Raw genomic sequence first — 24,362 nt, 5'->3', positions numbered from 1 at the left:
CGAGGGAAGGTCAGGCAGTGCGCCGTCTTCTTCTGCTACGACCTCGGAGGCGGACAGCAGGACCAGCAGGCTGGAGCGGGAGCGCAGGGTCAAAGGGTGCGCGGGGCCCAGCGCCCTGCCTCGGCCGACGACCACGGACCGGAGGAGCGCGAGTGCGTCGTCCCGTCTGCCGAGATTCCCCAGCACGAGCTGAAGGCCATGAGCGCTGTCCAGGGTGTCGGGATCGTCGGCCCCGAACAGGCGGTCCTGAGCCGCTCGGACGCGCTCAAGCAGCGCCTCGGCCTCGGCGTATCTGCCCAAGCGGAAGAGCGCGCGGCCCGCCCTGGAACGGGCGGCCAGTACGGACCGGTGCTCCGTGCCGAGTTGCCGCTAACCGATGTCCGCTGCGGCTCGGGCGGTCTCCCAGGCGGAGACGTAGTCTCCGGTGCGGTGCAGGGCGACGGCCAGCCGGGTCGCCACGGCCAGCGCGTCCGCCGAGGTCGGCGGGTCGTCGACGCGTCGTAGCAGAGCGAGGGCATGGGGAACGAGCAGCCGGAGCAACGGATCGTGCGGGCCCGCGTCGGGGAGTGCGGGAAAGGCGGCGTCGAGCAGGCGGACGGCCGTGGTGTCGAGTACCGGGACCGATGCGGCCGGAGTCGCCGCCACGCTGTCGAGCAGCACCCCGTGGCTCTGTGCGCATCGCGCACCGACGTCGACCAGCTCGGTCAGCGACTGGTCGAGCAGTGCTCTCAGCGCTGCCTCGCAGCGTGCGCGAGGCAGCGCGGCGTCGATCTCGGGCCGGTTGAGCAGAACCAGCGGCAACGGTTCGGGCGCGAAACGGGCCAGCAGTCTCAGCAGCGCGGTCGCCTCGGGCAGCCCTCGTGCCTCGAACGCGTCGAGTGTCAGTTGCCACGTCAGCCCCACCATGTGCCGGGGGTCCTGTGGGGACAAGGCATCGGCTCCTTGGTCGATGAGCCCGAGCCGCCTACGTCCAATGGGAGATGTTCGTTCTACGCCTGCGCGTGGAGCTGGGCGACAACATCCGGGTGCTCGATGCCCGCGAGATCTCGGACATCGAGAAGGAGCGCCCTGTTCCGGAGGTGGTGATCCTCGGAGACGTCGTCATGTACGAGGTGTGCTACGACGACGACGGAAACGCGACGGGAGCCAACCGCTTCGCCGACCGCGCACTGATCCGGGAAACGTCGGCCGGATTCGACGCGCTGTACGAGCGCGGGGAGGACTTCCACAGCTTCTTCGACAGGGAGATCGCTCCTCTCGCCCCGCCCACAGCCGCCCACTGAGCCGAGCGCCGAGCTCCCCGTGTTCGGCGGCACCGCTCCGGCGCCCTCGGACACCGGCACGGAGTGCGGCCCACCGGGCCGTCGGAGGTGGCAGGCGGCAGGCGGCAGGCGGCAGGCGGCAGGCGGCAGGCGGCCCACGAGAGTGTCCTGCCCGCCGCTCGACGGCGGGCAGGCCGTCCCGGACGCTACGCCGTGCTCTCCTCCCCCGGCTCCCCCGCGTCCGCGATCTCCTGCCAGAGCCGCTCGGCGATCTCCACCAACGTGGGTCTTCGAAGTTGAGCGGTGCGCGGACGCCGGGCGCCGACTGGTAAGCCGCGAGGATGTGACAGTTTCCGCGGGAGTGTCACATCCCCGGCTTACGAGGGCCCTGGGGGCGGACGCCGACCAACAGGGGCGCACCGCTCAAGTTCGAAGACCCACCAACGTCCCGTCGCCCGGCATCTGGGCGACCAGTCCCGTCGGCGAGTACCGCTTGCCGTCGGCCTCCCAGAGGATGGGGGTCCTTCGGTCGTTCACCCACGTCGCCCTGCGACGGCGGGGGTCCTCGTCGAGCCAGGCGCCGATGGCCAGTTCCTCCACGGTGCTGGGAGCGTGGACGAGGCGCCGCTGCCGCTTCGGCCCCGTCCCCTCCATGAGGGCCTTGAGGTTCATCGGGGAGTCCGGACCGGTGCCGCGTTCGAGGACCCCGAGGACCGCGGCGACCAGCCGCGCGCAGCGCTCCTCGTTGGCGAAGGTGCTGGTCACGTAACTCTTGCTGGTGAAAAGGGTGTCGACCATGGTGATGAGCACAAGAGTACGGCACTGACCTGACCGGGCACCCCGGCGAGCACCGCCGCCCACTCGTCGTCCGGCTCGTCGAACTTGTCCCTGCCGATACGCTGGAACACCAGATGGGCGACCAGCAGGCCGCCGCTGTCCACGACGGCGGCCGGGCGCCCGGTGAACTTCGCCCGCAGTTCCGTCAGTTGGTACCGCACCAGCCGGAACACCTGCACCGCGCGCCAGATCTGCTGGGCGGACGGCTGCTGACCGAACAGCAGGGTGTACGCACCACCCGGCCCCTCCTCCCACAGCGCGTGCGTGGAACCCTTGACCCGCACCGCGAGCGAAGAGTCCCGGTGCATACAGGCCAGGGCCGTCGCCGCCTCCGTCACCGAGCAGCCGGACTCGGGCGCCGGGTCCAGCTCGCCCCGCCGGAAGACGTACTCCTTGTCCAGGGAAAGACTGAAGTCCTTCTGGATCTCGCTCTGGACGGTGTCGATGGCGATGAAGTCCCGGCGCTCCATGTGGTTCTGCGTGTTGGTGGCCTTGGTGATGGATCACCCGAAGCCCTCCGGGGCCCCCTCCAGGCAGATGATCCGTACGAGGACGTACGCCTCCGCGACGACCTCGGGGTCCCTCTCGTACGCCCGGAAGGCCGAGGACACCGTCTGGGCGCCGTTGACCACGCTGGCGTTGTGCAGGGTGAGGGTGGTGGGCTGGCCGACCGCTCACTTGGCGTGGTACTCCTGCTCGACCCTGTCGCACTGCACCGTGATGCCGTTGTGGCGGTAGAGGAACCCTTCCGGGTCCCCCAGCATCGACTCCACCATGGTCTGGTTGACTCCGGTGAGCCCCAGCGACTTGCGGACGTTGCGGTCGTAGAGACGCTCGCCGTGTCCCTTGTCGTGATCCTCGCCATCGCTCCGGCCGCCGTACCAACGGGCCACCTGGTCGGCGCTGACCTCTCCGATCACCGCCTTGCACGGGGTCTCGCGGCTGTACCACTCCCGGTCCATGGTCGCCTTCAGAGTGATCGGCTGCGGCTCCAGGTCCTCCTGAATCGCCCGGTGGAAGTCCCTCTGGTCCAGGACCCTGTACTCCACGCTCCGGCCGCGTCCGCCGAACTCGTTGGCCGCCTCGTCCAGGATGTTGCGGGTCTCCACGGAGAGACGGCCGTCCCCCATGAGCGCGACGACGAGGTTCACCTTGCAGGTAGGGAGCCGGAGGACGCCGTGCACGCGATCCGCGAGCAGCTGCAGCCGCTCGTTGAAGTGGTCGAGGTCGCGGTTGTTCGAGCTTCTTCAGTCCGTGTACCAGCTTGAGTGCCGCCTCCGTCGTCGAAGCCGGCCGTCCCCGTGTCCTTCCACTTGGCCTGGATCAGCCAGAGTTCGGATCCCGAGGCGGAGAACGCGACGCAGTCGATACCGAAGTCGTCCCAGCCGTCGATCACCCACGCCGCCGCCTCGTCCGAGGTGCAGTCCGCGAGGATACGGGCGGCCTTCGCGGACACTGGCCTCGACAACAGGGCCGTCTCGCGTTCTGTGGGGTCCCTCTGCTCGAAGTCCTCCATGGAGATCCGGTCCTGGAACTCCCGCAGCAGCGCCCTCTTGAGGTGCTGCACCTCAAGAGGCATGCTCTGCGCGCCCTTGCCCATGTCGAACCCCCAACTTCCCTTTTTCTCCCGGCTGTTCATGCCACCGAGGTCGGCATGGCTCGCCCCTGCCCCCACACCGGCGCATGCGGCCGATCCGGTTGTTCCGGGCGTGGTTCCGGGGCATGGTTTCGGCCGACGGTCCGGCGGGCGTTCGGTGACCCGGCCCGCTCGGGATCTCGCGCGAGCCGCCGGACGTCCTGCCCCAGCAGGACCACTCGGTCCGGTACCGCAGTCAGGAACGCAGCGCCCCGTACACCCCCAGCCACCCCGTGGCCACCCGATCCCCAACCCTGGTGAAGACGGCGGCACCGCAGTTGCCGGCCAGGTCGCCGTACGGGCCGTCGGCCGCGTCGTCCGGGGGCAGGAGCAGCGTGCTCTCCTCGCCGTCGCCGATACGCAGGGTGGTCGTAGCCCCGTTCCACAGCCGGATCACCGCTCCCGGCGGCGCCACCACCCGGACCTCGCCGTCGTCCTCCCGAAGGTCCAGGCGAACCCCGGTGGCACGCTCCGCGAGCAACGCGCGGTAACGGTCCGGGGGCAAGGCGCAGTCGTTCGGCGGTGTCGTCCCGCTCCAGTCGGGGGCGTCGACGCCGCGGGCGCGGGCCGCGCGCCACATCCGGGGAACGAGATCGGGCGCGCGCGGGGCGGTGGCCATCCGCTCGCACATCCACAGCAGCCGTCCGGCCCCGCGGTCGGGCCCGAGTGCGCGCCACCGGATGCGCTGGGCCAGGTCATCGGCGACGACGGCCGCCCACGGGTGGACCGTGCCGATCGGGCCCTGCGCGCCGAGCCAGGCCAGGTAGCGCTGGGCCTCCTCCAGGATGCCGGTCATGGAGTCGACGGGGATACCCAGCACGTAGCCAGGACGACCGCGGAAGAGGCCGGGGCGGTCGGCGACGAGGTGGAGGACCGCGCGGGCGAGGTCTCCGGCCACCGGCTTCGGCTCGTCCCGCGCAGGCTCGTCGGTCTCCTGCGGATGCTCTTGCTCCTGCTCCGCCTCGCGCAGTACGCGGCGCAGTGCCGTACGGGCCCGGTCGGTGAACGGCGCCTGTTCCAGCACCGGGAGACGGGTGCTGAGCAGGGCCGTCAGGGACCGCTCGGCGGTGAAGGCGTCTTCAGGCACCGGGGCCTCTCGCACCGCGGTGGCCAGGTCGTCGGCGAGGGCGGCTTCGACCATGAAGCGGCTGGTCAGCCTGCCCAGCGGGCTCGTCTCCCAACGGTCCTCGCCGGCGGGGGCGCGCAGACAACCCGCCGTCGTGAGGAACGCCGCCGCCTCACGCAGGGGTTCGACACCGGCGTGTCCCTGGTGCGCGGCCAGCGTCCCCGCCCACCACCGCTCCGCCTCCTCGACCGCGGACACCCGTCCCTGCACGGCCTCGGCCAGGAGGTGATCGGGCAGATGGTCGCCCAGCCGTGACCGCACCGTGTATCCGGCGGCGAGCCGGGCCTGCCAGTGCGCCCGTTCCCCCGGGTCGGCGAGCAGGAACGCCCAGCCCTCACGCTCGCCGGCGCCGATCCGGCCGGCCCGTCCGAACATCTGCTGGACCATGGACACCTCGACGCGGTCCAGGCCGATGGTGGTGTCGGCGACGATCACGGCCCGGGCGGGAAGGTTGACGCCCGCGGCGACGGTGGAGGTGGCGACCAGGATGTCCGCCTCGCGGGCTCGGAAGGCCTGCTCGGCGTCCCGCTTGTAGGGCCAGTCCCGGTAGTGGAGCCGCACCCCGGCCTTGGTGCACAGTCGCTCAACGAGTTCGGCGTCGTCCGCGTCCACGCCTGCGGTCGACACGCCACGGTCGGCGGCCAGCGCCAGCGCGGTCGCCCGCACCCGGCGCTTGCTGCCGCAGAACACCAGCACGCTGCCGCCGTCCGCACCGACCCCGCGGGCGATCCGTACGGCGGCCTCGGTGCGGACGGCGGCCCTCGCCGCCCAGTCCGCCTCGTCCGCCGTCGGCAGGACCGGTAGCTGCCAGGTCAGCCGGGTGGGCCGCCAGGCCGTGCGGACCAGGCGGGCGCCCAGCCACTCGGCGACCTCGTCCGCGTTGGCGACCGTCGCCGACAGCCCGACGATCCGCGCGCCCGCGCCGTCCTCCCGTACCCGCGCGAGCAGCGCCTCCAATACGGCGCCACGCGCCGGATCGCCGAGGAGGTGGATCTCGTCGACGACCAGACAGCCCACCTCGGCGAGCGCGTCGCGCAACGATCCCGCACGGCAGATCGCCTCGAACTTCTCCGTCGTCGCCACCCACACATCGGCCGCCCGGATCAGCCCGGAGTCCACGGCGGCCTCCCCGGTCAGCCGTACCACGCGCAGACCCCGGCGCCGCCACAGCTGGAGCTCCCGGTCGAGTTCGTCGGTGAGCGAGCGCTGTGGCACCAGCCAGGCGGCCTTCTCGCCCCGGGCGTGCGCGTCCAGCGCCGCGACCATGCCGATCGGGGTCTTGCCCGCGCCGGTGGGCGCCACCACCACCAGATGCCCGGTGCCCTGCCGTACGACGGGAACGGCAGCCGCCTGGGCCGGGTTGAACGACGGATGCGGCAGCAGCGCGGCCCACTCGGCGGGCACCAACTCCCCGACGGGCACGTACGCGTCGCCGTCGTCCTGCGGCAACTCCTCCAAACCGTCCCACTGCGCGGCGAAGGCATCCCTGGCCGCCACCGCCCAGGGCCCCGCGGCCGGGACAGCGCCACCCGGACCGACCGCGACCAGATCCGTACGGCCGCCCAACTCATCGACCGTGCCGATCTCTTCGGTCTCTTCCCAGTAGCGGCTGACCCGGTAGGGGACGCCGTGCTTCGCGAGCCAGGTCCGCAGCGCGTCGTATCCCGGGCCCTCGGGCAGGATCACCCGCACGTCCTCCGCCGCCACGACCGCCTCCTCGGTGGGGCGCCAGTCCGGATCGGTCACCTTGCACCACAACAGGGCCCGCTGCTCGGCCTGCTCCGGCACGGCCAGGTCGTCCGGCCACGCCGGAGGGTGTCCCCCGCGCATCGCCCCGGGGAACTGCCCGGGGCCGCGGATCGCGGTCACGCCGACCCCGGGACCACTCGGGCAGGGCCCCGGCGGCACAGACACGGCCGCCGAAGAGGCTGCCGTGAGCTGGTCGTACGTCTTCAGCCCCAAGTCGGCGAGACTGAACGCGGTGGGGCAGCCAGGACAGACCAGTGCGGCGTGCCGGTACACCCGCCCCTGCGACTCGTACGGCCTGCGCAGCGCGTGCAACTCCCCCTCGCAGACGGGACAACGGCGCTCCACCCGTTCCTCGTAGGCCCAGCCGGGCTCGAAGAACCGCGCCGCGAGCACCCCGCCCAGGGCGACACCCCACCGCCGCCGCACCACCTCGGTCACGGGCCCCTCCGCGTCCGTCCCCGACTGTGCCGGGACACCCCCGTCCGTCACTCCGTCCGTCACTCCGTCCGCGCCGCGCATACCCGCGACTGTGGCATGTCGTGATCCACACCCGCAGGCGGTTCCCACGTCGTCCACCACTACGGGTTCCGCCACCATGAGCACGGCCCGCGCCCAACAGCCAAGGGAGTCACGGCCTCGCCGCGCGGACGACTACGGATGGCGCCCTGTCGAGCGGCCACGACAGCACGGCGCCCTGCCCCCGGCTGGACCGGCCGTCACGGCTCTTGTCGTAGGCCGCGAGGTCCAGGGCCGACGGAGCCGAGGACGCCTGAGCCTCCGCGCAGCAGGTCGCCGCACCGGCCGACGACGCGATCCAGCTCGGTTCGCCCTGCGGGGACGGCCGATGGTGAAGCAGCGCGTCGTCGCCCACGCCCCCGGAGAACCCGGCCGGCCGCGCGATTGTCTGGATGGCACAACTCCCATGCGAAGACCGCGCCGGACACCAGGCCGCATGGCGCCGGCGACGCTCTGCCTGTCCTGGTAGCCCGTCGCGGGGTTTGGGTCGAGGCCCAGTCGGCCGAGTGCGAGAAGAAGCCCCGTCGGGGAGCGGCTGATGGCCGCTGCCACGCGCGACGGGGCCTCCTCTGCAGGCCCGGACGCGAGGCGGCGAGGCCGCAGCTTCACCGATGGGGAGCCGTGGTGCTGCGTTGACCGGCCGTGCGGGGCGCCGTGCCCGACTGCCGTCAGGGACGCAGCAGGTCGCGGAATCCGGTCAGCAGGGCGCGCAGCCCGAGGTCGAAGGCCAAGGTGGCGCGGCTGCGGTCGGCGGGGGTCTGGTCGAGTACGGCGCTGAGGTGCGGAGTCGTGTCGCGGGCGACGTCGGAGACCATCACGGGCGGAGCCACGAGGTCGAGGGCGGAGCCGAGAACGAAGCTCTCCAGTGCGGTGATCAGCGGCATGACCTCCTTCGTGGCGAAACCCGCGTCCAGGAGCAGCACCGCGACCTTCTCGTACATCGCGTGCATGAACGGTTCGGCCAACGGGGCGGTGGCGAGCAGGGGCACCGCCCCCGGGTGGGCGGCGAAGGCGGCGAGATAGGAGCGGGCCCACCCCTCCAGGGACTGCTCCCAGGGCTGCGACCAGTCCTGGTCGTCTCCGGTCACCAGGGCCAGCTCCTCGCGCATCAGCGAGATGATGTCGTCGCGGCCGGCGACGTGGTGGTAGAGCGCGGACGGGGCGACGCCCAGGGCTTTGGCCAAGGCGGGAATGGAGAGAGCGCCCTTCTCGTCGGCCAGGCGCAGTGCCGCGGCACCGATGCGCCGGCGGTCCAGCAGGGGTGTACGCGGCCGTCCCACGGTGGCTCCTCGTCTTCGCGTGCCGTAACCCAGACGTTACCGAATGGCATTCAGTAAAACTCTTCCCAGCCGCCTGGGCGGCGCCTACATTACCGGAAACCGAACACCTTTCAGTTAGGTGGTCGGCCGAAGGAAAGGCACCGCCTCACGCCATGCACGCCGACATCGTCTTCACCGGAGGGATCGTCCGGACCGGGACCGCGGATGTCCCCGTCCACGACGCCCTTGCCGTCACCGGCGGCCGGATCTCCGCCCTTGGCGCACAGGCGCTGGCCGCCCGGGGACCGCGTACCGCCGTCGTCGACCTGGACGGAGGGGCCCTGCTGCCGGCGTTCGGCGATGGACACGTGCACCCCGTGATGGGAGGACTGGGGCTGGCCGGCGTTCCGGTCCGGGACCGTACGAGCGTCGATGAGATCGTCGAGGTCGTACGAGGCTGGGCCGCCGAACACCCGGAGACGGAGTGGATCACCGGTGACGGCTTCGACCCGTGGCTCGCCCCCGACGGCAGGTTCGACGCCCGGTGGCTGGACGCCGCCGTACCCGACCGTCCCGTCGTCCTGCGCACCATGGACCACCACACCGCGTGGGTGAACAGCGAGGCCCTGCGCCGGGCCGGTTACACCGCCGGAACCCCGGACCCGGCGGGCGGGGAGATCCTGCGCCGGGAGGGCTCCGCCGAGCCGCTGGGCACCCTGCGCGAGTTCGGCGCCCTCGGCCCGGTGCTCGCCCTCATTCCCACGGCGTCCCACGAGGCGCAGGTGGCGGCGCTGCGCGAAGCCGCCGCCCGGTTCACCGCGGCCGGCGTGACCTGGGTGCAGGACGCCTGGGTCGAACCTCACCAGGCCGACGTCTGGGTCACCGCCGCGACCACCGGGTCGGGGCTTCCCGTACGAGCCGACCTCGCCTTCGTCCTGGAACCCGACGGCTGGCGCGAGCGCATCCTCCGGTTCACGGCGGACCGGGAGAAGGTCGAGAGCTCCGCTCCCGGGCTGCTGACCGCGCGGACCGTGAAGTTCTTCGCCGACGGCGTCATCGAGTCCGGCACCGCCGCCCTCCTCGAGCCCTACACCGACTGCCCGCACTCGCACGGCATCGCCAACTGGGCCCCCCAGGAACTGACCGCGGCTGTCACCGCTGTCGACGCACTCGGCTTCCGCGCGCACCTCCACGCGATCGGCGACGGCGGAGTACGGGGCGCCCTGGACGCGGTCGAGGCCGCGGCCCGCACCAACGGCGCCCGCGACCGCCGTCCGGTCATCGCCCACGCCCAGCTGATCGACCCCACCGACCTGGACCGGTTCGCCGCACTCGGCGTGATCGCCAACCTCCAGCCGCTGTGGGCCCAGCCCGACCCTCTGATGACCGAGCTGACCCTGCCGAGGATCGGCCCGGAACGGGGCGGACGGCAGTACCAGATCGCTGCCCTGCTCGACTCAGGCGCCCGGCTCTCGTTCGGCAGCGACTGGCCGGTCACCGCCCACGAACCACTGCGGGGCATCGCCACCGCCGTCACCCGCCAGACTCCCGAGGGCATTCCCGAAGGCGGCTGGCTCCCCGAGGAGCGGATCGACATCGACACCGCTCTCGCCGCCCACTCCGCGGGATGCGCCTACCAGGCGTTCGAGGAGAAGGAATGGGGCGAGCTGCGCCCCGGAATGCGCGCCGACCTGGTGCTTCTCGCCGCCGACCCGGCCGAGATCACCCCCCGGGACCTCGCGAACCTCCCCGTCCTGGGCACCTGGCTCGCCGGCCGGCGTACCCACGATGCCACCACCCCCCGCAGCACGCGTGCCGGGAGACGCTAGACCCACGTCGTCGTCACGACCGGTCCGCGTCTCCCGGACATATCGCCCGCTCCTCGACACACACCACGCGGAGACCTCCATGACCGAGCCCCTCGTCCCCACCGCTCCCCAGCAGCCCCCACCGGCCGCCGGGACGGATCAGAGCCCTCACCTCCAGCGCGGCAGCCTCGGCGTCGCCGACATCGTCTTCTTCGTCGTCGCCGCGGCCGCCCCGCTCACGGTGATGGCCGGCGTCGCACCCCTCGCCCTCCTCTTCGGCGGCGTCGGCGCTCCGGTCGCCTATCTCGCCGTCGGCGTGCTACTGGTTCTCTTCGCGGTGGGCTTCACCGCGATGACGCCGTACATCCGCAACACCGGCGCCTTCTACTCGTACATCGCCCGAGGTCTCGGACGTCCGGCAGGGCTGGGGGCGGCGTTCGTCGCGGTGTTCTCGTACAACTCCCTTCAGATCGGCATGTTCGGCGCCTTCGGCTTCTTCGCCTCCACCACCGCGAACGACCTCCTCGGCGTCGACCTGCCCTGGCCTGTGTACGCCTTCGCCGGCATCGCCGTCGTCTGGTTCCTGGGCTTCCGCTCCATCAACCTCGGCGCCAAGGTCCTGGCCGCCCTGCTGATCGCGGAGACCGCCATCCTGGTGCTGCTCGCCGGCGCAGTCCTGGTCAAGGGCGGCGCGAGCGGGCTGAGCTTCGACTCCTTCGCCCCTTCGAACGTCTTCGTCTCGGGGATGAGCGGACCGCTCGGTCTCGCCGTCGCCGCGTTCATCGGCTTCGAGGCCACCGCCATCTACCGCGAGGAGGCCCGCGACCCCGACCGCACCGTGCCCCGTGCCACCTATCTGGCGGTCGGCTTCCTCGGCCTCTTCTACGCCTTCATCGCCTGGATCATCGTGCAGGCGTTCGGCAGCGACCAAGCCGTCGCTGTCGCCGCGAAGAACCCGGCGGAGATGTTCTTCACCGCCATGACCCAGTACGTCGGCGGCTGGGCGACCGACATACAGCGCGTCCTCATCGTCACCAGCGTGCTCGCCGCCCTGCTCGCCTTCCACAACGCCATCACCCGATACGTCTACGCCCTCTCCGTCGAGAGAGTCGCCCCCTCGGGGCTGGGCCGGGTGCACAGCCGGCATGGCTCTCCGTGGGTGGCCGGCATCGCCCAGAGCGTCCTGGCGGTCGTGGTCGTCGCCGTCTTCGCCCTGATCGGCGTCGACCCCTACACCGAGTTCTTCCTGTGGGTGAACACGCCCGGTGTGGTCGGCATCCTCGTCCTGCAGGCGCTGGCGGCCTTCGCGGTGGTCGCCTTCTTCCGCCGCAACTCCGCCGAGTACAGCGAGGGACGCGTGCGCACCCTGGTCGCGCCCGCCGCTGCCGGCGTCCTCCTCACCGCCGCCACCGTGCTGGTCTGCAAGCGCCTGGACCTGTTCACCGGCGCCGGCCCGACCGTCAACTGGTCGCTGGTCGCGCTCACGCCGGCAGTGTTCCTGGCCGGCATGGTTCTCGCCGCTCGCATCCGCCGCACCCGGCCCGACGTCTACGCCAAGCTCGCCACCACCGACGTCGACGCCACCTGACGTGCGCACAGCGGCGGTCAGTTCGGCTTCCAGGGCGTCGAGTGCTTGGCGGGCTGTTGCGAAGCGCTCGTGCAGGCGTCGGGCGTCGGGCGTGGCGGGTTGTACCTGGGGCTGCCGGGTGGGTGCTTCGAGTTCGCGGGCTTCTTCGAGGGAGTTGATGACGACGCCGATGAGGAGGTTGACCAGGACGAAGGAGCCGAGCAGGACGTAGGAGGCGAAGTAGAGGATGGTCCAGCGGGAGATTTCCAGGCCCGCGCGGACGGCGTCGCCGAGGCCGTCGAGGGTGATGAGGAGGAAGAGGGTGAGAACGGCGCGGCCGAGGGAGCCGTAGTGCTCGGGGTCGTCGTCGGCGAAGAACACCCAGCCGACCATGGCGTACACATACAGCAGCAGTGCCCCGACCAGCAGGAAACTCAGCGTTCCGGGAAGGCTCTTGCCGACGGCCACGATCACGATCCGCAGCTGGGGCAGGAAACGCGCCGCGCGCGCCACCCTGGCCAGCCGGAGCAGCCGCAGCACGGTGGCGTTCTCACGGGCGAACGGCAGGAAAGCCACGGTGACGACGAGCAGGTCGAACACGTTCCACGGATCGCGGAGGAAGTCCTTGGGGCGGTCGGCGTGGGCGGCGGTCCGCAGCAGGATCTCGGCGGTGAACGCGGCGAGGAAGGCAAGCTCTGCGGCGTGAAGGATGCTGTGCCATTCGTCCACGATGCCGGCGTAGGTTTCGATGCCCAGCAGCGCGGCGTTGCCCGCGATAAGGCAGAAGACGGTGGCGGTGAACGCCGCCGAGTCCACGATGCGGCGGCTGTGGTCGGCCAGGGCGTGCCGTAACTGCGCGGCGGTCCGTTCGGACATGGGGTGATTCGATTCCTCGCAGACCTGTTCCGGCGCTCCAACAGGTGTGGATCTTAAAGGGTGCGGGCGCCAAACCGGGTTCGCCGACCAGGATCCGGCCGCCCGTGCCGCGACCCGGCGGGCAAAGACCGACTGGCCGGAGGGCAGGCAGCTGGGGCAGCGGTCACCGGGTGCGAGAGCTCACCGGTCGTGGATCACCTGTGTCTCGGGCCACGAGATCCATCATCTGTCGTGTGCACCACAGCCCAGCAGATGGGGCATGGTGCGCGGCCGTGAACTCCGCGAGGGCGTCGGTGCGGCTTCCGCCGTCGGCGGACCGGAGGCCGGGTGGCCCTGGTGGCCGTCGCCCGGCCCGTGGCGACGGCCGGGAACCTGCGTGAGTCTGGAGATGCCGTGCCGTGCTCTGCGCGGGATGGGAGAGGAATCATGAGCGGACCCGTGGTGGTGGGAGTGGACGGCTCGGAGCCGAGTCTTGCCGCAGTGGAGGTCGCGGCGGGGGAGGCATCGATGCGCGGGATCGGGCTGCGGGTGGTGCACGCGTTCGTCTGGCCCGGCCTGCATGCACCACTCGGACCGTCGCCTTTGGGGCCGGTCGAGGGTGAGCTGCACCGGCTGGTCGAACGCACGGTGGCCGAAGCGGTCGCGCGGGCGCGCGCTGTAGCCCCGGAGGTGGAGGTGTCCCACGCCGTGATCGGCGGTGAGCCGGTAGGGGTGCTGGCGGCGCAGTCGCGTGCGGCGGGGCTGGTTGTGGTCGGCAGCCGGGGGCTGGGCACGTTCAATAGTCTGTTGCTGGGGTCGGTGGCCGTGCACCTGGCCGCCCATGGGCACTGTCCGGTCGTCGTCGTGCGGGGGCGGCCGGATCCCACCGGCCCCGTGCTGCTGGCCGTCGACGGCTCCCCGGCCGGGGAGAGGGCGGTCGACTTCGCCTTTGCCGAGGCTTCGCTGCGGGGTACGGGCCTGCTCGCTCTGCACGCGTGGAGCACCTGGACCGAGCGCGCGTACCACGGCCCCGGGGATCCGCCCGCCGTGCTGTACGACGTGGACCGGCTCCGCGACGAGGAGGAGCGGCTGCTGGCCGAGGCGCTGTCCGGTCACCTGACGCGGTACCCCGGCGTCACGGTCCGCCGCCGTCTGGTGCAGGACCGCACCCGTCCGGCGCTGATCGAGGCGAGCGAGAGCGCCCAGCTCGTTGTCGTCGGGGCGCGGGGCCGGGGCGGCTTCGCGGGGCTGCTGCTCGGCTCGGTCAGCCAGGCTGTCCTGCATCACGCGCACTGCCCCGTCGCCGTCGTCCGGTCTGACTTGACCTGACCAGGACAGCGCATCGGGGAGGTGGCAGTTTGGCGCGGCCCTGCGCTGCGGCGCCCGCCCGGTCAGGTCCGTCGATGCCACAGCGTTCCTGCCCGGCAGGCTGACGACTTGGGGAGCGTCAGGAGTGCCCCGCTTGTGTGGGCCCGAGTCCTGGATACGGCTGGCAGACGGCACTCGGATGATCGGCTACCCCACGGGGGCGTCGGAGGCGGACTGGCCCGGACTGTCCAGCAAGGTGGACAGGTATTCGGGGCGCTCTTCGACCACGAGGTGTCCGGCCTGGGAGACCACACCCAGCTCAGCGCCGAGCGTGCCGCGCACTGCCGGGCCGAGCCGCCGCGGAGGGAGGAAGACATCGTGCTCCCCGGTGACGACCAGGCGGGGAATGGACCGCGCGGGCAGGGTGGCAGCGCCGGGCGCCCCGCTGGAGCGCGAGTGCCGGGCGACCAGTGTCATCCAGTTCACCAGTTCCTCGCGCGGTGGATGGCCGGGCGCGAGCATGGCGCGCAGGAGCCGGGCACTGTGCGTCGGTGCGGGCCGCAGGAACCAGGCGGCCGAGGCGGCCAGCACCGTGGGGGTCAACCTCAGCCTGGTCAGTCCGCCAGGGGAAACCAGAACGAGCCGGCCGATCCGGGCAGAGTCGCTGGACAGGGCAATGGCGGCACCGAAGGAGTGGCCCATCACCGCTACCGGCCCGGACGAGATCTTCTCGATCGCCTCGCTCAACCACGCCCCATACCAGGACAGCCGGCCGCCGGAGAGACCACGTTCGCCAGAGCTGAGACCGGGCTGGCCAGGGACGTCCACCAGCAGGACCCGGTAGCCGGCGGCGACCAGGGCCGTGGCCAGCGGCAGGGACGCGGCGGCGTTGAAATTGGTGCCCGGGACGAACACGACCGTCGTCGCGCCGGAGCCGGCGAGGACAATATGGGTCTGCGCGTCCTTGGCGGTCACCGTCTTCCGTTCATGCGGTACCGGCCATGCGGCGAGCTGGTCGAGGCACCAGCGCCGGATGAGCTCCTTGCCCGCCGTACTGCGGTAGATCGAGTCCACTGGGCGAGTATCGCGCCTCGCTCCGGCCCGTGACGCGAGAAGGGCCGCACGAGTTGGGGAAGTTGTGACGCAAGCCTGGGCCCGTGCGGCCTGTTCCCACCCTGCCCTGTACCGAACCGGTGCTCGTCCGGCAGGCCGCCTGCTGATCACCCATCAGCCGACTCGCCAGGCCGGCACGCCCCGATCTCAATCGCTCCCAAGGTCGCAACCGTCCCGGCTGCCGGACGGCTCAGGCCGCCCCGGAGGGGCTGGGGCCGACCAGTTCCTCCAGGACGTCTTCCATGGTCACGAAGCCGATGACAGTGCCCTTCTTTCCGGTGACGGCGGCCAGGTGGGTGCCGGCGGCGCGTATGGCGGTCATGGTGCCGTCCAGCGGGGTGTCGATCTCGACCTGGATGACCGGGTGCAGGGCGCTGCGCGGGAAGGGCCGGGTGCGCTCGGCGGCGCCCAGGGCGTCCAGCTTTCCGGCGCCCAGCTGGGCATCACGGTGACCTCGCTGGTGATCGGCAGCCCGGCCTCGCTGGAGTCCTTTCCCTGGGAGGGCTGTCGTGGCTTCGATCGACCTGGACAAGGTGCTGGACAAGGCGTGGGCGGACAAGAGTCTGCCGGAGATCCTCGCCGCGCCGGTCTCCGCGCTGAAGGGGGTCTCGGACCGGCAGGGTGACCTCCTTCAGGAGGCGTTCGGCGTCAAGACGGTCGCCGATCTGGCCGAGCTGAAGTACGCGCGCTGGGCGCAGGCCCTGGCCGCGCTCGACACCTCCGCCAAGTAACCCACTTCCGCCGGGCGGCGGACCCCCTTTCAGGGCCTGCCGCCCGGCGGGATCAAGAACCGAGGGCCACGGGCACCGCTCGGGGCCCGGCATGGGAACCGTGGTCGCCGCCGGCGCGGCGGGCCTCGCCGTCGGTGTGGTCGGTGGCATGGTCGCGGCCGAAGTCGTCGACGAGGTGGGCGACTTCTTCGAAGGCGACGACGAGGACGAGGAGGGCGGCGAGGACTGAGGAGCCCTCGCGCTCTTGCCACCCCTGGTAGCTTCTACATCAATGTAGAAGGAGTGGTTGTCCGGGCCGTCCCCCGTTTCGGCCCGGATGGCCCCTGAGACGTGTGGAGTTGGCATGGCCCTGTGGGACCGCATCAAGGAGTCCGCATCGACGATGCAGACCCAGCTCAATGCGAAGAAGAACGACCTTAAGAGCGGCGCCTTCCGTGACGCTTCCATGGCGATGTGCGCGCTGGTCGCCGCCGCGGACGGCACGATCGACCCGTCCGAGCGTCGCCGGGTGGCGCAGCTGATCGCCACCAACGAGGTGCTGCAGAACTTCGATGCCATGGACCTTCAGCGGCGCTTCGAGGACAATCTGAACAAGCTGACGGCCGACTTCGACTTCGGCAAGGTCAGCGTGCTGCAGGAGATCGCCAAGGCGAAGAAGAAGCCCGCCGAGGCCCGCGCCGTGATCCAGATCGGCATCGTCATCGGCGGCGCCGACGGCGACTTCGACAAGACCGAGCAGGCGATCGTCCGCGAGGCCTGCTTCACCCTCGACCTGCCGCCGCACGAGTTCGACCTCTAAGCCCCACGCGGGGCAGGGAAGGGGACGAGTATGGAGATCTCCGGGATCATCAGTGCCATCGTGATCGGCGTCATCGTGGGCACGCTGGGACGGCTGGTTCTGCCGGGCCGTCAGCGCATCGGCGTGCTGTGGACGATCGGCGTCGGTATCGCCGCGGCCTTCGTCGGCACCGGTATCGCCGCGGGCCTGGGAGTGGCGGACACCAAGGGCGTCGACTGGATCGAATGGCTCATCCAGATCGGACTCGCCGCCGTGGGCGTGGCCGCACTCGAACGCTTCAAAGCCCGCCACTGACCTGGCAGCCGGACGGGGTGCTGCCGCCGGACGGGCGGCAGCACCCCTTCTCGCCATGCACGGCGGCTCCGGCTACATCGGGGTGGCGGCGTGCAGGATGAGGAACAGGGTGACAGCCGCGTTCGCCGAGGACAGCGCCGATGCGGTGGTGCCCGCAGCAGCTGTCCAGGCGGCCAGGCCCACCCTGGTGAAGACCGGCGGCCAGATCCGTGTGGCGGGAGCCGGCCCGAGCAGGGCGGCGACCCGGCGCGGTACTGGACCTGGGGCCGCGAAGTGCGCGAGCGTGGCGATGGGCGCCCCCCGGGAGATCAGTGCGGACTTGCCGATCGCCAGTGCCACGGTGCGCCGGCTGCCGACAGCGCCGGCCGCCTCTTCGTCCGCCCACCGCTCGGCCAAGTACGTGACGGCGGTCCGCAGGGGCCGCAGGAAGGGGTTGGCCCGTGCGGCGAGCTGCACGGTGAGCAGGAACCGGTGGTGGCGGCGGGCCAGATGGACGCGCTCGTGGGCGAACAGCGCCCGCCGCTCGGCCGAACCGAGCCCGGCCAGCATCCCGGTGGTGACCACGATCCGGTTCCGCCTGCCGGGCAGCGCGTAGGCGTACGGCTGTTCGTCGGGCAGCACCGCCACCGGCGTTGCCGGCAGGCCCGCAAGGGCGCGTTCGGCCCGGCGGCGCACGCGGTGGTGGCGCCACGCCGTCCGCGTACAGGCGGCGAGCACCGCGATCAGGGCGGGGATGGCGGCCTTGCCCGCGATCTCGTCGTAGGGCACCGCCTCGCGGACCTCAGGGTCGGACCAGCCGTCGGGCAGCGGGTTGCCGGGCAGCTGCGCGGTGCCGACCACCATCAGCAGGGCCAGGCACAGGGTGCTGCACACCGCGAGCACTCCGGCGACGGCCGACAGCAGCCAGGTCGCCGCCCTGGGATGCAGATGCTGTTCGGCAAGGCGGGCGATGGGCCAGGCCGTTAACGGCAGCACCAGCGGCAGGAAGACGAAGACCCCCATGGCGTTCAGCCTTCCCCTTCTCCGGGGCCCTGGGCTGCCAGCAGATCGCGCAGCACCTGTTCGTCCCCCGGCGTCAGGCTGGTCAGGAAGCGGGCCAGGACCGCCTCCCGGTCGCTCTCGGCGTCCAGGACCCTCCGCATCCGCAACGCGGCCAGCCCGGCGGCGTCGGCGACGGCGGTCCACTCGAACGAACGGCCCGCCCGCCGGCGGGCGACCGCGCCCTTGGCGTGCAGCCGGGTCAGGATGGTGATCACCGTGGTGTAGGCGAGGGTGCCGCCGAGGCGCTCCTGGACCCAGGCCACAGGAACCGCCCCGGGAGCCTGGCCCAGCACGGCGAGCACCTGCCCCTCCAGCTCCCCCTGGCCGCGTCGGCGCGGGGACTGCTCGGTACCGCCCCTGTTCTGGTCCGCCATACCGTCAACCTCCCCGTCTCCCGTCCCCGCCTGCCGCCGCGGGGGCGGTTCATCGTACTGAGCCCGTCGTCCGCCCGCCCGACGCCGTTTCCACGACGTCCACTTCCACGGGCTGAGCAAGGGGCCCGCCCTGGCGCAGCGGGACCCCTCAACTGCCTGTACCCGCGCTTTTGGTGGTGCCGAGTTTCAGCCGCAGCGACCGTTCGTCGTCCGGGGGCAGTTCGGCGACGAACCGGCTGAGCACCGCCCCCCGGTCGCTCTCGTTGTTGAGGACCTGGTGCATGCGCCGGGCGGCCAGCCCCGCCGCGTCGACGACGGCGCTCCACCGGTAGGAGCGTCCCTCACGGCGGCGCACCACGGCCTGCTTGCCGTGCAACCGCGTCAGCGTGGTCACCACCGTGGTGTAGGCGAGAGCGGGGTCGATCCGCTCCCGCACCCAGCCTGCCGTCACCGGCCCCGGCGCGCCGACCAGCGCGGCAAGCACACTGGCCTCCAGCTCGCCCGGCCCTCTACGGGGGCGCCCACGCGGCGGCAGCCCGTCCTGCTTCTCCTCCACCACCTGCCACTCCTCTCCGTCGCTGCCGGACAAGAGGCACAGAAACATGCCCTCGCACACGCTCACGATGCCCCCTGCCCCCATCATCTTCTACGCCGTTGTAGATTCTTGACCCGCCGGCACGGAAGCGGGCGCCGCCGACCCGTCGGATCGGGCGACAGGGGGAGGGGGACACGTGGACAGGCAGCCTGGCGCATCCCGCGGACGCCGCGGCCCGGATGCCCGGCCCCAGGGGCACCGGCGCACCAGGACCCGGCTGAACCGGCGCGGGAGGATCCTGGCCTTCACCGGTGCCGCCCTTGCCGTACTGCTCGTCGTCGTGGGTGGCACGGGCTACTGGCTGTACCAGCGCCTCGACAGCAACATCCAGGCAGCCGGCATCGACAACAAGATCGGCGGGGACCGTCCGGCCAACCTCAGCCCCGGCGCGAGGAACATCCTGGTGGTCGACTCGGACAGCCGCGACGGCGACAACGCCGAGTACGGCAAGGGCCTGACCACCATGCAGTCGGACACCCTGATGGTGCTGCACGTCGCCGCGAACCGGAAATGGGCCGCCGTCGTCTCCCTGCCCCGCGACTCCTGGGTGCAGATACCCGCCTAAGTCGACAAGGACGAACTGACCACCGCCGAGCCGGTCCCGGCCCGCACCATCACCGTCCAGGTCCTCAACGGCACCGGCACGCCCGGCCACGCCGCTCAGGTGGCCGAACGGCTGCGCGCCGCCGGTTACACCGTCACCGGCACCGGCAACGCGCCCGCGGGACAGACCACCGTCAGCCACCCGCCCGGCCTCGAATGGCAGGCCAAGGCGCTGAGCGCCCGCCTCAAGGCCACCGTCACCACCGATCAGGACCCGGCCGCCACGCCCGGGGCGGTGACCCTCGCCATCGGCTCCGACTACCCCGGCCTGCGCGGCTGACCAGCCTGGAACTCCTGGCCGGAGCGGTCGCCAAAATTCTTCTGCCCGGTCGCGATCCGGGCGGCCTCATCGGCACCACCCTCATCGGCATCGCCGGAGCCTTCACCGGCGGCTGGCTCTCCGCCAAGCTCCTCGACCGGCCCATACAGAACCAGTTCTTCGACCTCGCCACCTGGGGCGCGGCCATCGGCGGCTCCCTGGTCCTGCTGATCGCCTACCGCCTCCTCTTCGGCAATTCCCGCGACTGACGGCTGGCCAGGGTCAAATGGTCGGCGAGGCCAGGGCGGACACGACGCGTTCGTTGACCCGGCCGGTGCCCGGGACCGGCCGTCCACCAGCCCCCGCCAGGCTTGGAGGGCGAAGGTCTCGCCTGCCACGGTGATATCGCCGATCTCCGTCACGGGAAGTCCGGTCCGCTCGCACCTGAAGCAGCTCCCGCCTTGCCCGTCGAACCGGCTCCACAGCTCGGCAGGCTTCAGTCCCATTCCGGCTCCTCCTCCGCGAGGTGGGGCAGGGGGGTTCCGCCGACCACGGGCACGAAGCGCACCGGACGGGCATGCCAGATTGAATGTGTAGCGTCCGGCCGGAGGGGGAGCATGAACCGTCAGCCACCTCGATGCGGACCTCGCCCCGCCAGTACGAGACGGAGAAGCTGACGTCCTCCGTCTGGTCGTGTCCCGCGTCGTGGTGTAAGGGGGGTCTTCGAACTTGAGCGGTGCGCCCCTGTTGGTCGGCGTCCGCCCCCAGGGCCCTCGTAAGCCGCGAGGATGTGACACTCCCGCGGAAACTGTCACATCCTCGCGGCTTACCAGTCGGCGCCCGGCGTCCGCGCACCGCTCAACTTCGAAGACCCTGTAAGGGATCAAGCGTTACGCGTTCCGGTACGAGGCCCCTGGCGATCTCCGGAGAGGCGGCAGTCCACGAGGCGCCCTGCTGAGACGAGTTGAGCACCCGGCCTGGCGGAGCCACCGTCCCCGACCTGCGGATTCCGGCGCCTTGATCCGCTACACCACCCGGCGGCAACACCGGTGCGTCAAGGATGTGTGCGCCCTGTCAAGGGGCGGGACCTCTGGTAGTTCGCATGGTGTCGAAGCCATTGCGAGTGTTCCGGAGGTCCCGTTGCCGCAGAATTCTGTCAGTGTCAGGTCCGGCGCGACAGTCCTGGATGTGTACGCGCCTGGCCATCTGGGCGAGTTGACCGAGATCATCGACCCTGAGCTGGTCGACGCGGTTCTGGAGGACACCGGTGTCCTCCAGCAGTGGCTGCGGCTGCTCCCGGCGCGCGTCGTGGTGTATTTCGTGCCGGCTCTCGCCTTCTTCGAGCGATCCTCCTACCAGGCTGTGTGGGGCAAGCTCACGGCGGGGCTGGGCAGTGTGCCCGTGGCCCGCCGGTGGGCCTCGCCGCTGGCACGTGCCCGGCGCCGGCTGGGAGCGGACCGCTGCGCCACCTCTTCTCGATCCTGGCCGGACCAGTGGCCGACCCCCGCCAGTCCTGCGCCTTCTACCAGGGCCTGCGCCTGGTTGCCGTGGACGGCACCACCCTGTCCGCTCCCGACGAGAAAGCGGTGACCTGGCACTTTCGCAAACACATCGGCAGGGCCCGCGCGTTCGGCTACCCGCTGCTCCTCCCGCGTCATGCCGGGCACTGCTCTCCACCCACGGAGTGGGACGGCTCGCCGTGCCCACCGCCTCGGGGCCGGTCATCGTCCCGCAGTTATTTACGCGTCAGGAACCCAAGCCGCTGCGCGGCCGCCGTGGAGGCGGGAAAATGGGCCCGTGTCCGTCCGGAACGCCGGTTTCACTGTGATGCCTGTGAGCTCGCGCGTCAGGATGGCGTGTGGGGACCGCTGACAGGGACCGTCGATTGTTGCAGCAGCACGCGGACCAGACTCTTCAGCCCTGTGGTTCCTCCGGACGGCGCGCACCGCCGCCGTTGCTCGGGGAGGGGCCCATGGACGTACTGCACCAGCGGTGTGCCGCGCTGGACATCGGCAAGAAGGATCTCAAAGCCTGTGTACGCACCCCGAATCCGGGCGGGAGGCGTTCCCGCAGGCAGGAGATCCGAACGTTCGCGACCATGACCAATGCGCTGTTGGAACTGCGGGACTGGCTGGTCGCCGAACAGGTGACCCTGGTGGTGATGGAGGCAACCGGCGACTACTGGCGGCCGGTGTTCTACTTGCTGGAGGACTGCCTGAACGTGATCCTGGTCAACGCCGCACACGCCAAGGGGCTGCCCGGCCGCAAGACCGACGTCGCCGACAGCCAGTGGCTGTGCCAGCTGGGCGAATGCGGCCTGCGCAAAGCCTCCTTCGTACCGCCGGAGCCCATTCGTCACCTGCGGGACCTCACCCGCTACCGCACCAGCCTCACCATGGAGAGGTCCCGCGAAGTCCAGCGGCTGGAGAAGGAACTGGAGGACGCGGGCATCAAGCTTTCCAGCGTGGCCACCGACATCATGGGCGTCTCCGGACGGGCCATGCTCGCCGCCCTCATCGACGGCGAACGCGATGTCCACACCTTGGCGGACATGGCCAAAGCCCGCATGCGCCCCAAGATCCCCGCCCTCGTCGAGGCCCTGACCGGGAACTTCGGCGAACACCACGCCTTCCTCTGCCGGCTCCACCTGGAACGCATCGACCACCTCACCGAAGCCATCGGCGGGCTGTCCGCGCGGATCGAGGAGGAGATGCTCCCTTTCGCCCGCCAACTGGAGCTGCTTGAAACCATCCCCGGCGTCGGCCGGGCCACCGCCCAGGCCCTCATCGCCGAGACCGGCGGCGACATGGCCCGCTTCGCGACCGCCGGCCACCTGGCCTCGTGGGCCGGGGTCTGCCCCGGCCACCACGAATCCGCCGGCAAACACAAATCCGGCAGACGACGCCACGGCAACCGCTGGCTCAACGCCGCCCTGGGCACCGCGGCCATGGCCGCCTCCCGCACCAAGAACACCACCTACCTCGGCGCCCGCTACCACCAGCTCATGCCCCGCCTCGGCAAGAAGAAGGCACTGGTCGCCCTCGAACACTCCATCCTCATCGCCGTCTGGCACATACTCACTGACAACGTGGAGTACGCCGATCTCGGCGGCGATTACTACGCCGAGTACGACCCCGAGCGCGCCATGCGCCGCATCACCCGACAGGCCAACGCCCTCGGCTTCACCGTCCGCTTCGACCCATCGAAGCCGCATGAACGCACACCAGGGGCCACCTCACTAACCTGGACTCATCCTCTATTTTCGGACCAGAGTCAAGCTAGTGCCCCAACAGGCAACATTCGCCCCGTCGCGACGCCCGGCACGCTCCCCCACTGCCTCAAGGGCGTGGGAGGTGCCCCCACTCGCCGCACCGGGCACAAACCCAGGTACGTCCAGTACGAGGGCATGTACCCGGCACGCCGAGAGCACGCACCGGACGCCGCTCCTTAACGGGCGAACGTTGCCTGCCGGGGCACTAGTCGCCTGATCAGGACACCCCCAGGCCACTTCACGCCGCCCAACTTCCCGATCAGGTACGGCCCAACGGCGAGGAGCCGTACCGGTCCGACCCCCCGTCGGCCCGCGTCACAGCTCGCCGACCTCCCGAGCCCCCTCCGCCGCGGCGAGTTCCCGTACCTGTTCGGCCAGGCCCGCGAGGGTGGGGTTCTCGGCCACGGTGAGGACCGTCAGGGGGACGCCGCACTGCTCGGCGACCGCTGTTGCCATCCGCATGGCCAGCAGGGAGGAGGCTCCCAGGGCGAAGAAGTTGTCGGAGTCCTCGATGCGCATGTCCGGCTCGGCGAAGAGGTCTCGCCAGATGTCGGCGATGCGGGCTCGCAGTTCCGTGAACTCCGTGAGGTTCGGCATGTTCGATATGCCACAGCTGTTCTGGATGTCCTGGGCGGAGCAGGCGGTCATCTGCCGGGCCTTTCCGTGCGGGGTGTGGTGGGGGTGTCGAGCTTGGCCGTGTTGTGGGTGTGCAGGAGGTCGGCCATCCGTGCCGAGTGATCGGCAGGGTGGCTGCGGAAGGCCGCGATCTGCGCGTCGAGGTCCTCCGCCGTCTTGTTCTGGCCGTACTTGAAGATGCCGTCCATGTGCGCGATCGGCAGCTCGAAGGCGACGATCGCGGCCCGGAACTGTTCGACCAGCTCGCTCGGCGCCCGGTCCAGCGTCCACGGGCGCTTGGGCAGCCGTCGGGCCTCCTCGGCCGCGATCAGGTCGTCGAGCTGGACGCGCTGGGCGTCGTCGTCCAGCATCCGCGGGCGGCCGTACACATGCACGGCCGAGTAGTTCCAGGTGGGAAAGTGCGGCTCGGTGGCGTAGTCGTCGGGGCAGATGTAGGAGTGCGGTCCGAGGAAGGCGACCATCACCTCGTCGCCCTTGGCCAGGGCTGAGACCAGCGGGTTGGTCTTGGCCAGGTGGGCGCGCAGGCGCCCGCGGTCGCCGGGTTCGGGGCCGCGGTCAAGCACGAACGGGATGTGCGTGCCGTGGATCCGGCCGTCGACCACGGCGGTGATCAGCCCGAAGGGGTTGGCCTCGATGAGGTCGTGCTGCTGAGCGACGTCCTCGGAGCGGTACAGGGGAGGAGCGTACATCGGAGGCCTCTCAGGTAGGGACAGGTGAGGGCCG

The 24,362-nt window shown here is 71.1% G+C and carries 24 protein-coding genes and 5 pseudogenes; 13 read left to right on the top strand and 16 right to left on the bottom strand.

The window, feature by feature from the left end; genetic code table 11:
- Positions 1-150: 150 nt before the first annotated feature.
- Positions 151-300: pseudogene (locus AQJ91_RS57885) on the bottom strand (tetratricopeptide repeat protein); the annotation flags it as partial.
- A gap of 69 nt (positions 301-369) precedes the next feature.
- A complete protein-coding gene (locus AQJ91_RS57880) occupies positions 370-930 on the bottom strand; it encodes a hypothetical protein (RefSeq protein ID WP_324618040.1) in 561 nt (186 codons plus the stop codon).
- 50 nt (positions 931-980) lie between these two features.
- Here AQJ91_RS57880 and AQJ91_RS34230 point away from each other — a divergent pair, with 50 nt between their 5' ends.
- Entirely contained in the window at positions 981-1,283 is a 303-nt protein-coding gene (locus AQJ91_RS34230; RefSeq protein WP_324618039.1) for a DUF6879 family protein, read from the top strand.
- A 402-nt stretch (positions 1,284-1,685) separates the two neighbouring features.
- Here the strand turns inward: AQJ91_RS34230 and AQJ91_RS34225 are convergent, their stop codons facing one another.
- The 6 genes and pseudogenes from AQJ91_RS34225 to AQJ91_RS34195 form a co-directional block, all read right to left on the bottom strand.
- Positions 1,686-2,060 carry a hypothetical protein gene (locus AQJ91_RS34225; protein ID WP_159054711.1) on the bottom strand — a complete coding sequence of 125 codons (375 nt, stop codon included), beginning with the start codon at positions 2,058-2,060 and terminating at the stop codon, positions 1,686-1,688.
- Entirely contained in the window at positions 2,024-2,569 is a 546-nt protein-coding gene (locus AQJ91_RS57875; protein WP_067029367.1) for a hypothetical protein, read from the bottom strand. The genes AQJ91_RS34225 and AQJ91_RS57875 overlap by 37 nt, the downstream gene beginning before the upstream one ends.
- A gap of 33 nt (positions 2,570-2,602) precedes the next feature.
- A pseudogene (locus AQJ91_RS57870) lies at positions 2,603-3,061 on the bottom strand (AIPR family protein).
- Positions 3,062-3,246: 185 nt separating this feature from the next.
- On the bottom strand, positions 3,247-3,738 hold the full coding sequence (locus AQJ91_RS34210) for a hypothetical protein (RefSeq protein ID WP_159054708.1): 492 nt from the start codon (positions 3,736-3,738) through the stop codon (positions 3,247-3,249).
- Between the two features lie 193 nt (positions 3,739-3,931).
- On the bottom strand, positions 3,932-7,129 hold the full coding sequence (locus tag AQJ91_RS34205; protein ID WP_234383210.1) for a DEAD/DEAH box helicase: 3,198 nt from the start codon (positions 7,127-7,129) through the stop codon (positions 3,932-3,934).
- A 665-nt stretch (positions 7,130-7,794) separates the two neighbouring features.
- Positions 7,795-8,406: a TetR/AcrR family transcriptional regulator gene (locus AQJ91_RS34195; RefSeq protein ID WP_067029359.1), complete on the bottom strand. Its 612-nt coding sequence runs from the start codon at positions 8,404-8,406 to the stop codon at positions 7,795-7,797.
- Positions 8,407-8,558: 152 nt separating this feature from the next.
- On the opposite strand from AQJ91_RS34195, the gene AQJ91_RS34190 reads away from it, so the two are divergent.
- Both AQJ91_RS34190 and AQJ91_RS34185 read left to right on the top strand, forming a co-directional pair.
- Complete coding sequence (locus AQJ91_RS34190; protein WP_067029357.1) at positions 8,559-10,214, top strand: amidohydrolase; 1,656 nt, start codon at positions 8,559-8,561, stop codon at positions 10,212-10,214.
- A gap of 79 nt (positions 10,215-10,293) precedes the next feature.
- Positions 10,294-11,781: an APC family permease gene (locus AQJ91_RS34185; protein WP_067029355.1), complete on the top strand. Its 1,488-nt coding sequence runs from the start codon at positions 10,294-10,296 to the stop codon at positions 11,779-11,781.
- A 6-nt stretch (positions 11,782-11,787) separates the two neighbouring features.
- Here the strand turns inward: AQJ91_RS34185 and AQJ91_RS50550 are convergent.
- Positions 11,788-12,636: pseudogene (locus AQJ91_RS50550) on the bottom strand (ion transporter); the annotation flags it as partial.
- 426 nt (positions 12,637-13,062) lie between these two features.
- Here AQJ91_RS50550 and AQJ91_RS34175 point away from each other — a divergent pair.
- Positions 13,063-13,944 (top strand): universal stress protein, encoded by an 882-nt coding sequence (locus tag AQJ91_RS34175; RefSeq protein WP_067029353.1) that lies wholly within the window; start codon positions 13,063-13,065, stop codon positions 13,942-13,944.
- Positions 13,945-14,130: 186 nt separating this feature from the next.
- On the opposite strand, the gene AQJ91_RS34170 is transcribed toward AQJ91_RS34175, so the two are convergent.
- Both AQJ91_RS34170 and AQJ91_RS50545 read right to left on the bottom strand, forming a co-directional pair.
- Positions 14,131-14,997 (bottom strand): alpha/beta fold hydrolase, encoded by an 867-nt coding sequence (locus AQJ91_RS34170; RefSeq protein WP_067029351.1) that lies wholly within the window; start codon positions 14,995-14,997, stop codon positions 14,131-14,133.
- Positions 14,998-15,226: 229 nt separating this feature from the next.
- A pseudogene (locus AQJ91_RS50545) lies at positions 15,227-15,454 on the bottom strand (CBS domain-containing protein); the annotation flags it as partial.
- 91 nt (positions 15,455-15,545) lie between these two features.
- Here AQJ91_RS50545 and AQJ91_RS34165 point away from each other — a divergent pair.
- From AQJ91_RS34165 to AQJ91_RS34155, 4 genes are all read left to right on the top strand, one after another.
- Positions 15,546-15,767 (top strand): hypothetical protein, encoded by a 222-nt coding sequence (locus AQJ91_RS34165; RefSeq protein WP_067029349.1) that lies wholly within the window; start codon positions 15,546-15,548, stop codon positions 15,765-15,767.
- A gap of 91 nt (positions 15,768-15,858) precedes the next feature.
- Complete coding sequence (locus tag AQJ91_RS52650) at positions 15,859-15,996, top strand: hypothetical protein (RefSeq protein ID WP_267891264.1); 138 nt, start codon at positions 15,859-15,861, stop codon at positions 15,994-15,996.
- Positions 15,997-16,110: 114 nt separating this feature from the next.
- A complete protein-coding gene (locus AQJ91_RS34160; protein ID WP_067029347.1) occupies positions 16,111-16,566 on the top strand; it encodes a tellurite resistance TerB family protein in 456 nt (151 codons plus the stop codon).
- A gap of 30 nt (positions 16,567-16,596) precedes the next feature.
- Positions 16,597-16,860, top strand: coding sequence for a GlsB/YeaQ/YmgE family stress response membrane protein (locus AQJ91_RS34155; protein ID WP_067029345.1), 264 nt, complete (start codon positions 16,597-16,599; stop codon positions 16,858-16,860).
- A 72-nt stretch (positions 16,861-16,932) separates the two neighbouring features.
- Here the strand turns inward: AQJ91_RS34155 and AQJ91_RS34150 are convergent, their stop codons facing one another.
- From AQJ91_RS34150 to AQJ91_RS34140, 3 genes are all read right to left on the bottom strand, one after another.
- On the bottom strand, positions 16,933-17,862 hold the full coding sequence (locus AQJ91_RS34150) for a M56 family metallopeptidase (RefSeq protein ID WP_067029343.1): 930 nt from the start codon (positions 17,860-17,862) through the stop codon (positions 16,933-16,935).
- Between the two features lie 5 nt (positions 17,863-17,867).
- Positions 17,868-18,275, bottom strand: a complete 408-nt coding sequence (locus tag AQJ91_RS34145; protein WP_067029341.1) for a BlaI/MecI/CopY family transcriptional regulator — start codon at positions 18,273-18,275, stop codon at positions 17,868-17,870.
- A 148-nt stretch (positions 18,276-18,423) separates the two neighbouring features.
- Positions 18,424-18,897, bottom strand: a complete 474-nt coding sequence (locus AQJ91_RS34140) for a BlaI/MecI/CopY family transcriptional regulator (protein ID WP_234383209.1) — start codon at positions 18,895-18,897, stop codon at positions 18,424-18,426.
- A 109-nt stretch (positions 18,898-19,006) separates the two neighbouring features.
- Between AQJ91_RS34140 and AQJ91_RS56320 the strand changes: the two genes are divergently transcribed.
- The 5 genes and pseudogenes from AQJ91_RS56320 to AQJ91_RS34115 all read left to right on the top strand — a co-directional run.
- On the top strand, positions 19,007-19,435 hold the full coding sequence (locus tag AQJ91_RS56320; protein WP_067029339.1) for an LCP family glycopolymer transferase: 429 nt from the start codon (positions 19,007-19,009) through the stop codon (positions 19,433-19,435).
- A 99-nt stretch (positions 19,436-19,534) separates the two neighbouring features.
- Entirely contained in the window at positions 19,535-19,753 is a 219-nt protein-coding gene (locus tag AQJ91_RS56315; protein WP_067029336.1) for a LytR C-terminal domain-containing protein, read from the top strand.
- Positions 19,750-20,001: a GlsB/YeaQ/YmgE family stress response membrane protein gene (locus AQJ91_RS50535; RefSeq protein WP_079085424.1), complete on the top strand. Its 252-nt coding sequence runs from the start codon at positions 19,750-19,752 to the stop codon at positions 19,999-20,001. The genes AQJ91_RS56315 and AQJ91_RS50535 overlap by 4 nt, the downstream gene beginning before the upstream one ends.
- A 919-nt stretch (positions 20,002-20,920) precedes the next feature.
- On the top strand, positions 20,921-21,322 hold the full coding sequence (locus AQJ91_RS53935) for a transposase domain-containing protein (RefSeq protein ID WP_199848090.1): 402 nt from the start codon (positions 20,921-20,923) through the stop codon (positions 21,320-21,322).
- Positions 21,323-21,704: 382 nt separating this feature from the next.
- Positions 21,705-22,934 (top strand): annotated as a pseudogene (locus AQJ91_RS34115) (IS110 family RNA-guided transposase); the annotation flags it as partial.
- A 384-nt stretch (positions 22,935-23,318) separates the two neighbouring features.
- Here the strand turns inward: AQJ91_RS34115 and AQJ91_RS34110 are convergent.
- Positions 23,319-23,651, bottom strand: coding sequence for a phosphopantetheine-binding protein (locus AQJ91_RS34110; RefSeq protein ID WP_067029330.1), 333 nt, complete (start codon positions 23,649-23,651; stop codon positions 23,319-23,321).
- Entirely contained in the window at positions 23,648-24,328 is a 681-nt protein-coding gene (locus tag AQJ91_RS34105; protein ID WP_067029328.1) for an FMN-binding negative transcriptional regulator, read from the bottom strand. The genes AQJ91_RS34110 and AQJ91_RS34105 overlap by 4 nt, the downstream gene beginning before the upstream one ends.
- Positions 24,329-24,362 lie beyond the last annotated feature (34 nt).

The sequence above is a fragment of the Streptomyces dysideae genome, from assembly GCF_001514305.1.
GTDB lineage: Bacteria > Actinomycetota > Actinomycetes > Streptomycetales > Streptomycetaceae > Streptomyces > Streptomyces dysideae.
This window is presented reverse-complemented; position numbering and strand designations above follow the sequence as displayed.